Genomic DNA, 11,626 nt, shown 5'->3' with positions numbered 1-11,626 from the left:
GCCTCAGCCGCTGACGAGTGCAGCGGCGACGCGAGCCTTGATCAATTGAGCCAGGTTCTTCGCGGCGCGGATCTGGGCGTCGCGCGCGGCGCGCAGCGAGGCGAAACGCTGCTGCGAGCGCTCATAAGGCGCCCGGACGACGCTTTGGCCGGAAGCCACCACCTCGTTAGAACCGGCACGGACCAGTTGCCAGTCGGCAGTGGCGACCAGGACGGCCGAATCGGCGCGGCCATTGGCGTAGTCGACCGTGATGACTTCGAGCGATTCGGTCGTGGTCGCGGTGAGTTTCAGGATCTTCTGCCGGTCCGGCGCACCGCCACCGTCGAACTCGAAGACGAGCTCGTTGCGCAGATGATGGCCGACCAGGCCCTTGATCTCGGGCACTTCGATGCCGAGCATGGCATTGCGGACATTGCCGCCGACCCTGCTGACTGTGCCTTCGCCATAGAGCGGCTGAAAGCAGCCGCCAGCGAGCGCGGCAAAGGCCAGCACGACCGCGACCGCCAGCGGGCGGCGGCGCGTCATGGCTCCGGTCTCAGACGACGACATTCACGATCCTCCCCGGCACCACGATCACCTTGCGGATCGGCCGGTTCTCGAGAGCTTTGGCGACAGCCTCGGAGGCGCGCACGATCGCCTCGACCGCCACCGTATCGGCATCGGCGGGCACCGTCACCTCCGCCCGCTTCTTGCCGTTGACCTGTACCGGCAGCACCTTGCTGTCATCTTGTAACAAATTCGTTTCCGCCTCGGGCCAGGCGGCTTCGCCGGCGAGACCCGGCAAGCCGAGAGCCCGCCAGCATTCCTCGGCCAGATGCGGCATCATCGGGGCGACAAGCTGCGTGGCGATCATGGCGGATTCATGCAGCGCGAAGGCGATATCCGCCGGGACATCGGCCGACTCGGCTGCAGCGTCGAGAGCTTTGCCGATCGCGTTGGTCAGCGTGTAGATATGCGCGACGCAACGGTTGAAGGCGAGCCGCTCGATATCGGCACCGACAGCGTGAAGAGCGCGATGGCTTGCCTTGCGCAAGGCGAGCGCGGGTTCCGAGAAGCTCGCCGGCTTGGCGGGCGCCCCGCCCACCCGCTCGCCGATCTCGGCGACCAGGCGCCAGAGCCGCTGGACGAAGCGGGCTGCGCCCTGCACGCCTTCGTCGCTCCAGATCACGTCGCGATCGGGCGGCGAGTCGGAGAGCATGAACCAGCGCGCGGTGTCGGCGCCATAGGAGGCGATGATGTCGTCAGGGTCGACGACATTCTTCTTGGACTTCGACATCTTCTCGATCGAGCCGATCTCGATCGGGGTTCCGGTCTCGACGTCGAAGCCGCGGCGCTCGTTGCCGGTCGTCTCAATGCGGACATTGCCGGGCTCGACCCAGGAACCGTCCTCAGCCCGATAGGTCTCGTGGACGACCATGCCTTGCGTGAACATGCCGTCAAAAGGCTCGTCCAGGCCGGCATGGCCGGTCGCCTTCATCGCCCTTGTGAAGAAGCGCGAATAGAGCAGGTGCAGGATCGCATGCTCGACGCCGCCGATATATTGGTCGATCGGCAGGAAACGGTCGACGGCCTTGCGGTCGGTCGGGCTGTCGGTGCGCCAAGGATCGGTGAAGCGCGCGAAATACCAGGACGAATCGACGAAAGTGTCCATGGTGTCGGTCTCGCGTCGCGCCGGCTTGCCACATTGCGGGCAGGCGACATGCTTCCAGCTCGGATGATGGTCGAGCGGGTTGCCGGGCTTGTCGAAGGAGACGTCGTCGGGAAGCTTGACTGGCAGATCCTGTTCCGGCACCGGCACGACGCCGCAGCTCTCGCAATGGATGATCGGGATCGGGCAACCCCAATAGCGCTGGCGCGAAATGCCCCAGTCGCGCAGGCGGAAATTGACCTTGCGTTGTGCGACCGGCCGGTTGCCGCGGGTTTCGGCCTCCAGCCGCCTGGCGACGTCTTCTTTCGCCTCCGGAATGGTCATGCCATCGAGGAAGCGCGAGTTGATCATGCGGCCGTCGTCGACATAGGCGGTGTCGGTGATGACGAAGCTTGCCGGGTCCACGCCCTCAGGGCAGACGACAGGGGTGTTCCCGAGCCCATACTTATTGACGAAGTCGAGGTCGCGCTGGTCGTGGGCCGGACAGCCGAAGATCGCGCCGGTGCCATATTCCATCAGGACGAAGTTGGCGACATAGACCGGCAAAGTCCATGACGAATCAAAGGGATGGATAGCCCGCAAGCCGGTATCGAAGCCCTGCTTCTCGGCCTTGTCGATGGCCTCCTGGGCGGTCCCGGTCTTCTTGCATTCTGCAATGAAGTTCTGCAGCGCCGGATTCGTTTCGGCAGCGGCCTTGGCCAAAGGATGGTCGGGCGCAACCGCGATGAACTTGGCGCCGAACAGCGTGTCGGGGCGCGTCGTGTAAACCTCGACTTCGCCCTGACTCAGTGGATTCGATTCGATTGCGAAACGAACCAGCAGCCCTTCCGAGCGACCGATCCAGTTCTTCTGCATCAGTCGGACCTTGTCCGGCCAGCGGGTGAGCCCATCGAGCGCGTCGTTCAGCTCCTGGCCGAACGCGGTGATCTTGAAGAACCACTGCGTCAGCTCGCGAAGCTCGACCGGCGCGCCCGAGCGCCAGCCGCGGCCGTCGATGACCTGCTCATTGGCGAGCACGGTCTCGTCGACCGGGTCCCAGTTGACCTTGGCGGTCTTGCGATCGACGAGCCCGGCTTTCAGGAAATCGAGGAAGAGCTTCTGCTGGTGCTGGTAATAGCTGGCGTCGCAGGTGGCGAGCTCGCGGCTCCAGTCGAGCGACAGGCCCATTGACTGCAATTGGCCGCGCATGGTCGCGATGTTGGCGTAGGTCCAGTCGCGCGGGTGGACCTTATTGGCCTTGGCGGCGTTCTCGGCCGGCAGGCCGAAGGCGTCCCAGCCCATCGGGTGCAGCACGGCAAAACCCTTGGCGCGCTTGTAGCGCGCGACGACGTCGCCCATCGCGTAGTTGCGGACATGCCCCATATGGATGCGCCCCGATGGATAGGGGAACATTTCGAGCACGTAATAGCTTGGCCGCGGATCGTCGTTGCGGGTCTCGAAAAGCTTGCGCTCATCCCAGACCTTGCGCCATTTCGGCTCGGCTTCCTTCGGATTATAGCGTTCGACGGCCATGCTGATCGTGTCGTTCTTGCGTGATCGGAGTTGCGCGGGCGAGAGCCGGATGCTTTGAGATGGACGCGCGCAGCGCGCCCATCTCAAAGCTGAATCCGTCTCTCACTCAAGAGTCAAAGCAGGATTCTGGCGAAAAACCGGTTCCCACTTTTTCGCATCCTGCTTAGGACACGAAGCAGCGCGCCCGGTCAACGTTCAGAACGGCTTGGGCGCCGTGCGTGGCGGACGAAAGGCGATGGCGATGCAGGATGTTGCGGCAAGGCTGCAGGAGACGCGGGCGGTGATCGCTCGCACCGCGCGCGATTTCGGCCGCAAGCCGGAGGCCGTTACGCTGGTCGCGGTCTCCAAGACCAAGCCGGCGGACGCGATTCTGCCAGCGCTGGAGGCCGGGCAGATCGATTTCGGCGAGAACTATGTCCAGGAGGCCACGGCCAAGTGGCCAGCCCTGCGCAAGCGTTTCCCGCAAACCAGGTTGCACATGATCGGGCCGCTGCAGTCAAACAAGGCCCGCGAAGCTGTCGCGCTCTTCGACCTGATCCACTCGCTCGACCGCGAAAGCCTTGCCAAGGAGCTCGCCCGCGAGATCGAGCGCGCGGGCAAGGCACCGCAGCTGATCGTGCAGGTCAATACCGGTGCCGAGCCGCAGAAGGGCGGCGTCCTGCCCGGGGAGATCGACTCCTTCCTCGAGCTGTGCCGGACCCGCTATGGCCTGACGATCGCTGGGCTGATGTGCATTCCCCCGGCCGAGGATCAGCCCTCGCCGCATTTCGGCCTGCTCGCCAAGATCGCCAAGCGCAACGGCCTGACGATCCTGTCGATGGGCATGAGCGCCGATTACGAGGCGGCGATCCAGCTTGGCGCCACCCATGTCAGGGTCGGCAGCGCGATCTTCGGCGCACGCGGCTGAGAAGGCCGCACCGTCGGTCAGCTAGATCGGCTGACCGACGTCGATGCGGTTGCCGTCCGGGTCCTCGAAGACGAAGGCGCGCAGGCCGTAGTCCTGGTCGCGCAGGCCCTTGACGATGCGTAGCCCGTGACCGCGGCAGAGTTCGTGAAAGGCGTCGACATTGTCGACCATCATATGGGCGATGTTGAAGGGCGCGGCCTCGTGATCCTTCTGCAGGGTCAGATGGATTTCGGCTTTGCCCTTCTTGAGGATCATGAAGCCGACCGGCTGGCCGTTCTCGAAGGTCTTGGTGAAGCCGAGCACGCCGGCATAGAAGGCGCAGGCGCGCTCCATGTCCTTGACGGGGAACATCGCGGCAACTCGGCCGAAGCCGATCTCGGTCGAGGATGAATCAGTCATGGCACAGTCTCATGCTGGAAGCCGACCTCGCTGAACGGGACGGTGCCCGCGCAATCTGGCGCTCCTGAAATCGATCGCTGAGACGGTGCTCGAAGTGAGTATTCTCGGTCCGCGCCAGCTTGCAAGCGATTAGCTCACCACGATCGCGCAGCGCCGCGCCAGCCGCGGCAGGACCTTGCCGAAGATGCCGCCGGTCACGGCGACGCAGCCGGCGGTTGGCGTGAAGCCCGGTCGGGCGAGATGCCAGAAAATGGCGCTGCCGCGGCCGCGCTGGACAGGCGCATCATTCCAGCCGAGCTCGACGATGACGTCGTAGAGGTTGTCGGCGCGGGCGAGCCGCTCCTCGGCCTCGCCGGGCGGGCGGTCGATCAGGCGGTTGTAGCGCCGGTCCTTCTGATCGTCGCACCAGGCGTCGCGCGGCGTGATGGCGCGGACCGGCAGGAGGCTTGAGGGCCGTGGCAGCCTGTCGGCGCGGTAGAAGACCCGGCGCAAGGGCAGCTTGGCCCGTGGCGTACCGCCGTCGCCCTCGCGCTTGGCGACGACGATGCCGGAGCGGCCGAGCGCGCAGGGAAAAGCCGCCGAGCCGGCGATCAGGAAGCCCTGGCGGCGATCGCGCACCGAGCGCACCACCACGATCCGGGTCAGCCGCCCGCCGGCTGCGGCGCCATTATCACGTTTTTTCACAGGACATCCATCTTGCGTGATCTGCCGCCTAATTCCCGCCACCCGGCTCGCTTTCCGTTTGACCGGCCTCGGCTGGGCAGTCAGAATCCGCGCTGAACTCAATATGTTGGAGCATGAGCCCTTTGCAAAGGCGGCTCCCACTTCTCCCGAACATGCTCTAATGTCGCGCCAACGCAAACGGGCTGAATCGCTCCATGTCGGCTACCCACCATATCCTGCTGGTCGATGACGACCAGACCTTGCGCGATGCGCTCGCCGAGCAGCTCGCCCTCTATGACGAGTTCAAGGTATCGTCGTCGCCGACTGCGACGGCGAGCCTCAAGGCCGTTCAGGCCGAGCGTATTGACCTCGTGGTCATGGATGTTGGTCTGCCCGACATGGATGGTCGCGAGGCCGTGAAGCTGATGCGCAAGAACGGCTTCAAGGGGCCGGTGGTGATGCTGACCGGGCAGGGCTCGGACGCCGATACCGTGCTCGGGCTCGAGGCCGGCGCTAACGATTACGTGGTGAAGCCGTTCAAGTTCGCAGTGCTGCTGGCGCGCATTCGCGCGCATTTGCGGCAGTATGAGGCGAGCGAGGACGCGATCTTCCAGGTCGGGCCCTACACCTTCCATCCGGGCTCCAAGCTCTTGGTCAGCGCCAAGGGCTCGAAGACCAAGCTCACCGAGAAGGAGACGGCGATCCTGCGCTTCCTCTATCGTGCCGGCCGCAAGCCGATCGCGCGCGAGACGCTGCTGCAGGAAGTCTGGGGCTATAATTCGCAGGTCACGACGCACACGCTCGAGACCCATATCTACCGCCTGCGCCAGAAGATCGAGCCGGATCCCGCCAATGCACGGCTGCTCGTCACCGATGCTGGCGGCTACCGGCTGAACCCTTAAGCGCCGGATGTCGCTCAACGACGACATCACCTTGCTGGCCCGTCAGCCGCTGCTGGGCCTGATGGATCGCGATGCGCTGCGCCTCGTCGCCTTCGCGGCCGAGACCCGGACGCTGCGCGCCGGCGATGTGCTGTTCCGGCGCGGCGAGGGCTCGGATGGGGCTTTTCTCGTCATATCCGGGACGGTGGCGCTGAAGCGCGAGGATGATGGCCGGCCGGCAGACGAGGTTGTGGGACCGGGTGCATTGATCGGCGAGCTCGCGCTGTTCACGGCGCTGGAGCGGCCAGTGACGGCGATCGCGCGCGAGCCGACCCAGGTGATGCGGCTGGCGCGCAGCGTGATGCGCCGCGTCCTCGGCGAATCACCCGATTCGGCGCAGGCAATTGCCGCTGCCGTCGCTGAGCGACTGCATGATTTCAACAGAGAGCTGGCTTCGGTCGGTGCGGCGCTCAGGGCGATCGACCTGCGCTGACGGCGGTCAGAGCTCCAGCTGGACTGTCACCGGGACGTGATCCGAGGGGCGCTCCCAGCCGCGTGCCTCGCTCAGGAAGGAGAGATCGCGCAGCGTCGGCGTCAGCCCATCTGACAGCCAGATATGGTCGAGCCGGCGGCCGCGGTTCGAGGCCTGCCAGTCGGCGGCGCGATAGCTCCACCAGCTGTACAGTTTCTCCGGCTCGGGCCTGAGCATGCGGGCGGCGTCGGTCCAGCCGAGCTCGCTGCGCAGCTTCTCCAGCGTCGAGGTCTCGATCGGGGTGTGGCTGACGACGTTGAGCAGCTGCTTGTGGCTCCAGACGTCGTGCTCATAGGGGGCGATATTGAGGTCGCCGACCAGAATGCTCGGCCGTCCCGCTGGGTTGCGGGCAATGCCCCAGGCGCCGATGGCGTCGAGAAATTGCAGCTTGTGGGCAAATTTCGGATTGGCCTCGGGATCGGCAATATCGCCGCCGGCCGGGATGTAGAAATTATGGATCGCGATTCCGGCGGCCGCGCCAGCGCCTTGGTCGAGCACGACGGTCATATGCCGGGCGTCGTTGCGCTCGCACATCGCCATCGCTTCCTTCTCGGAGAAGGGCAGCTTCGAGACGACGGCGACGCCGTTATAGCCTTTGTTGCCGATAAAGGCCTGATGGATGTAGCCGGCTTCGCTGAAGGCCTTGGCCGGGAACTGCTCGTCCGGCGTCTTGGTCTCCTGCAGGCAGAGAACATCAGGCTGGTGGGTCTTCAGGAAGTCAGTGACCATCCCGATGCGCAGGCGCACCGAGTTGATGTTCCAGGTGGTGACGGAGAGTTGCACGCGGGGGGATTCCGGCCGGGAGGGAAGCCGGAACCTGGGTTGTCAGGCTGTGAAAAGCAAGCGCCGCTGCACTGACGCCGTCATTGCGGGGAGCGGAAGCGACCAAGCAATCAGGGAGCGCGTCGAGCGCTGCCGCTCTGGATTGCTTCGCTGCGCTCGCAACAACGGGGGGCGGCTGCTCAGAGCACGCGCTCGTAGTTGATGACAAAATTCTTCTGGTCGGGCCGACGCTGGGTGTCGAGATTGTAGACCGAGACCGAGGTCTCGTAGCCCTGCGGGTCGATCACCACCCATTGCCGCAGCGCGTTGGCGGCAAGGTCGAAATTCAGCGTGATCTTCGAGGTGCCGCCCAAGGTCGAGCGATCCTCGAGCTTGAGCGAGAGGATGTCGCCCTTGGTGCTGACGCCGGTGACTATGGTGTCTTTCTCGAGGTTCATCTGCTCCTTGAGCAGGAACTTCAGCGGGGTCTGGCCGATCGAGTAGAGGTCCTGGGTGGCGAGCTTCCGGTCGCGGATCGCCACCGAAGTCCCGTCGGCGATGACCTCCATCGTCACGGGCGGCCTGTATTCGAAGCGCATCTTGCCCGGGCGCTGGATATAGAGCTTGCCCTCGAAGCGGCGGCCGTCGGCGGCGAACTGGATGAAATCGCCCTGCAGCGTCGAGAAACCGTTGAAATAGGCGTTCAATCGCTCGACGGCTTCGGCCTTTGACAAGGGAGTGCTAGGCCTCGACGGCTTGGCGGCCGGCGTCGCGCGCGGTTCGTTGTTCGCGGTGACGACTGGCTCCTGCGCGGGGGGCGGTGCCGATGCAGTCGGGACGGACTGAGCCGCAGCCTCGGTCCGCGGCAGGCCGAGGCCCGCTGGCCGGATCGGCGGCAAGGGAAACGCCCGCTGGGCGGCACGGGGCGCGGCCGGCTGCGCCGAGGGCTTGATGTCGAGCGGCTGAGCGAAAACCGGGCCCGATGCCAGCGCGAGCGCCAGAGCGGCGGCTGCGAGGGCTGGCATGGGCGAGAGACTGGTCATGGAGCTCGGATGTCCGGTTGGCGGCCTTCTGGCGGAATATCGTGCCGCCAAGACTGGCCGGCAAGGGTTCAACGCTTCAGTCGGCGGAGAAGTTGCACCGGGGTGATGGCATTTTCAGGACCGGTTTCGCGCCACTTGGCCGCACCCGCGCCTCAGTCCTCATCTTCTCTGGCTCTACCGGCTTCGACGAGGATCTCGCGTTTTCCGGCGTGGTTTGCCGGTCCGACGATGCCCTCGTTCTCCATCCGCTCCATGATCGAGGCGGCGCGGTTGTAGCCGATCTGCAGGCGGCGCTGGATGTAGGAGGTCGAGGCCTTCTTGTCGCGCAGCACGACCGCGACCGCCTGCTCATAGGGGTCGTCGCTCTCGGCCTGGCCCATGCCGCTCTTGTCGAAGACCGCCCCGTCCTCGTCCTCGGCTCCGGCGGCCTCCTCCTCGGCGGTGACCGCGTCGAGATAGTCCGGGCGTCCTTGCGTCTTCAGATGCGCCACGACCTTCTCGACCTCGGCGTCCGAGACGAACGGCCCGTGCACGCGGGTGATCCGGCCGCCGCCGGCCATGTAGAGCATGTCGCCCTGGCCGAGCAGCTGCTCGGCGCCCATCTCGCCGAGGATGGTGCGCGAGTCGATCTTGCTGGTGACCTGGAAGGAGATCCGGGTCGGGAAGTTCGCCTTGATCGTGCCGGTGATCACGTCGACCGAGGGACGCTGCGTCGCCAGCACGACATGGATGCCGGCGGCGCGGGCCATCTGCGCCAGGCGCTGGATCGTGCCCTCGATCTCCTTGCCGGCGACCATCATCAGGTCGGCCATCTCGTCGACGATCACGACGATATAAGGCAGAGGCGACAGGTCCATCGCCTCCTCCTCGTAGATCGCCTCGCCCGAATGCTTGTCGAAGCCGGTCTGGACCGTGCGGGTGATGACCTCGCCGGCGGCCAAGGCCTCGCCGACCCTGACGTTGAAGCCGTCGATGTTGCGCACACCGAGCTTCGACATCTTCTTGTAGCGCTCCTCCATCTCGCGCACCGCCCATTTCAGCGCGACCACCGCCTTCTTCGGGTCGGTGACGACGGGGGTGAGCAGATGCGGGATGCCGTCATAGACCGAGAGCTCGAGCATCTTGGGATCGACCATGATCAGCCGGCACTCCTCCGGCTTCAGCCGGTAGAGGATCGACAGGATCATGGTGTTGATCGCGACCGACTTGCCCGAGCCGGTGGTGCCGGCGACGAGCAGATGCGGCATGCGAGCAAGGTCGGCGATCACCGGCTCGCCGCCGATGGTCTTGCCGAGGCAGAGCGCCAGCTTGTGCTTGGTACCCTCGAAGTCCTGGCTGGCCAGGAGCTCGCGCAGGAAGACGGTCTCGCGCTTGGCATTGGGCAGTTCGATGCCGATCGCGTTCTTGCCCTGCACCACCGCGACACGCGCCGAGATCGCGCTCATCGACCGCGCAATGTCGTCGGCGAGCGAGATGACGCGGGAGCTCTTCGTCCCGGGCGCGGGCTCGAGCTCGTACAACGTCACAACCGGGCCGGGGCGAACCTGGCTGATCTCGCCACGCACGCCGAAATCCTCGAGCACGCCTTCCAGGAGGGTGGCGTTCTGCTCCAGCGCGTCGGTCGAGACGGTGTTGGCCGGCAGCTTCTTCGGCTCGGCGAGATAGGTCAGCGGCGGCAATTCGAAGGTGTCGCGGTCGAGCAGCGAGGGCTGGGCCTCGCGCGACAGGCGCTTGCCCGGCTTGGGTGCGGTCAGCGGCGGCGCGACGCGCGGAGCGTTCAGGTCGCGCACGTCCTGCGCCTCGAACGGCTCGTCGTCGTCATAGGCCGCGGGAGCGTTCGCTTTCGGCCTGACGGCTGCGGCGCGAGCAAGTTCGGGAGCAACGACAGGTGACCTGTAAGGCTCCGGACCGCCGGTGAAATTCGGTTCGCGGCGGACCCGCCCGCTCTGCATCGGCGCGGGCACCGATCCAGTGCTCGCCGAGGCCGGCTGCGGCGGTCGCGGCAGGCGGCGCATGATCGCGGCCTTCAGCGCCATGGCGCCATGGGCAAGCCAGCCGATCAGGATCACCGACAGGCCCGGCTCGTCGTCGCGGCGGTCTTCCGACTCGGCCCAGGCCGGATCATCGTCACTGTCGGGCTCGGGGTCGGCGTCAGTGACGAGGCCGAACCCGGCCGCTGCCGTGACCGAGAGGATAGCGATACCGGCAAAGACGAAGGCGACGAGGCCGCCGAGCGCGGTGCCGGAGAGCCCGACGATGTTACGCGTACCATGCAGCAGCGCATCGCCGATCACGCCGCCCATGCCGGTCGGCAGCGGCCAGCGCGGCGTTGCCGGCAGCGCGCTCGCCACCGCGGCGGTCGAAACGATGCCGACGACCCAGAGCACGAGCTTGAGCGCGCTGCGATCGAAGAGATGGAAGCGGATCAGCCTGAGCGACCAGAGCAGCGGCGGCAGCAGCAGCGCGACCACGCCGAGGCCGAGCAACTGCATGGCGAGATCGGCGATCATCGCGCCCGGCCGGCCGAGGAGGTTGCGCACGGTGCCGCGCGTGGCGTTGTTGAGGCTGGGATCGTCCACCGACCAGGTGGCGAGGGCGACCGCGACGGCGACCATCAGCGCGAGCATCGCCATACCGCCGATCTCGGCGGCGCGGCGCGAGAGGAACTCGCGCACCGGATCGGGCAGGCGGTCGATCAGCGATGAGGAACGTCGGATCGTGCGCATCGGGCCGTGGTCTGCGGGCATGAGGAAGGCGGCAGAGGCCGCCCCATCGAACCGGCAGGTTAGGAAGGTCCGGTTAAGGCCCGCTTAACCTTGCATTCCCGACGCATGCTGTCGCGTGCCTCGGGAAACGATGGTGCCACCAAAGCATTCTTCGACGAGGATCAGCGAGGAGGACGACATGACCGATGGCGATGACAGGATTGCGAGAATTGCCCGGATCTGGCGCGGCCGCACTGTGCCGGAGAAGGCCGACGCCTACGCGGATTATCTGCTCGAGGTCGGAGTCAGGCCGCTGGCCAAAAAGGCGCTCGGCGCGCAGATGTTCCGTGAGGATCGTGATACCGAGAGCGAGTTCGTGACGATCTCGTACTGGGAGAGCGTCGAGGCGATGTCGCGCTTCGCCGGGCCCGATCCACGCAAGATTCACCATCTCGAACGCGATGCCGAGTTCCTGATCGAACTGCCGGAGGCGGTGCAGGTGCTCGAGATCGTGCTTGACCGATCTTCAGACGGGGAGTGAGCTGGATCCACCGTTTCGAGAGCGGTTTTTCCA

11 protein-coding genes are annotated in these 11,626 nt (G+C 65.8%); 4 read left to right on the top strand and 7 right to left on the bottom strand.

All coding sequences use genetic code 11. The features are described from left to right. Positions 1 to 3 precede the first annotated feature (3 nt). Both lptE and leuS read right to left on the bottom strand, forming a co-directional pair. Entirely contained in the window at positions 4 to 525 is a 522-nt protein-coding gene (gene lptE / locus QO058_RS15930; RefSeq protein ID WP_284167290.1) for an LPS assembly lipoprotein LptE, read from the bottom strand. Positions 526 to 535: 10 nt separating this feature from the next. Then, positions 536 to 3,160 (bottom strand): leucine--tRNA ligase, encoded by a 2,625-nt coding sequence (leuS, locus tag QO058_RS15925; RefSeq protein ID WP_284167289.1) that lies wholly within the window; start codon positions 3,158 to 3,160, stop codon positions 536 to 538. Positions 3,161 to 3,395: 235 nt separating this feature from the next. On the opposite strand from leuS, the gene QO058_RS15920 reads away from it, so the two are divergent. Further along, positions 3,396 to 4,067 carry a YggS family pyridoxal phosphate-dependent enzyme gene (locus QO058_RS15920; RefSeq protein ID WP_284167288.1) on the top strand — a complete coding sequence of 224 codons (672 nt, stop codon included), beginning with the start codon at positions 3,396 to 3,398 and terminating at the stop codon, positions 4,065 to 4,067. A gap of 21 nt (positions 4,068 to 4,088) precedes the next feature. Here the strand turns inward: QO058_RS15920 and QO058_RS15915 are convergent, their stop codons facing one another. Both QO058_RS15915 and QO058_RS15910 read right to left on the bottom strand, forming a co-directional pair. Next, positions 4,089 to 4,466, bottom strand: coding sequence for a glyoxalase superfamily protein (locus QO058_RS15915; RefSeq protein ID WP_284167287.1), 378 nt, complete (start codon positions 4,464 to 4,466; stop codon positions 4,089 to 4,091). Between the two features lie 129 nt (positions 4,467 to 4,595). Continuing rightward, complete coding sequence (locus tag QO058_RS15910) at positions 4,596 to 5,150, bottom strand: L,D-transpeptidase family protein (protein ID WP_284167286.1); 555 nt, start codon at positions 5,148 to 5,150, stop codon at positions 4,596 to 4,598. A gap of 194 nt (positions 5,151 to 5,344) precedes the next feature. Between QO058_RS15910 and QO058_RS15905 the strand changes: the two genes are divergently transcribed. Together QO058_RS15905 and QO058_RS15900 are read left to right on the top strand one after the other, a co-directional pair. Then, positions 5,345 to 6,031 (top strand): response regulator transcription factor, encoded by a 687-nt coding sequence (locus tag QO058_RS15905; RefSeq protein ID WP_126114700.1) that lies wholly within the window; start codon positions 5,345 to 5,347, stop codon positions 6,029 to 6,031. Between the two features lie 7 nt (positions 6,032 to 6,038). Then, positions 6,039 to 6,503, top strand: a complete 465-nt coding sequence (locus tag QO058_RS15900; RefSeq protein ID WP_284167285.1) for a cyclic nucleotide-binding domain-containing protein — start codon at positions 6,039 to 6,041, stop codon at positions 6,501 to 6,503. Positions 6,504 to 6,509: 6 nt separating this feature from the next. On the opposite strand, the gene xth is transcribed toward QO058_RS15900, so the two are convergent. The 3 genes from xth to QO058_RS15885 all read right to left on the bottom strand — a co-directional run bounded on the left by xth (position 6,510) and on the right by QO058_RS15885 (position 11,073). After that, entirely contained in the window at positions 6,510 to 7,325 is an 816-nt protein-coding gene (xth, locus tag QO058_RS15895) for an exodeoxyribonuclease III (RefSeq protein WP_284167284.1), read from the bottom strand. 179 nt (positions 7,326 to 7,504) lie between these two features. Next, on the bottom strand, positions 7,505 to 8,347 hold the full coding sequence (locus QO058_RS15890; protein ID WP_284167283.1) for an outer membrane lipoprotein carrier protein LolA: 843 nt from the start codon (positions 8,345 to 8,347) through the stop codon (positions 7,505 to 7,507). Positions 8,348 to 8,499: 152 nt separating this feature from the next. Next, positions 8,500 to 11,073, bottom strand: a complete 2,574-nt coding sequence (locus QO058_RS15885; RefSeq protein ID WP_284167282.1) for an FtsK/SpoIIIE family DNA translocase — start codon at positions 11,071 to 11,073, stop codon at positions 8,500 to 8,502. Between the two features lie 178 nt (positions 11,074 to 11,251). On the opposite strand from QO058_RS15885, the gene QO058_RS15880 reads away from it, so the two are divergent. Further along, positions 11,252 to 11,593 carry an antibiotic biosynthesis monooxygenase family protein gene (locus QO058_RS15880; RefSeq protein ID WP_284167281.1) on the top strand — a complete coding sequence of 114 codons (342 nt, stop codon included), beginning with the start codon at positions 11,252 to 11,254 and terminating at the stop codon, positions 11,591 to 11,593. The last annotated feature ends 33 nt before the right edge of the window (positions 11,594 to 11,626 follow it).

This window comes from Bosea vestrisii (assembly GCF_030144325.1).
In the GTDB taxonomy this organism is placed as follows: domain Bacteria; phylum Pseudomonadota; class Alphaproteobacteria; order Rhizobiales; family Beijerinckiaceae; genus Allobosea; species Allobosea vestrisii_A.
Note: the sequence above shows the minus strand (reverse complement) of the source record. Positions and strands in the feature narration are given on the sequence as shown.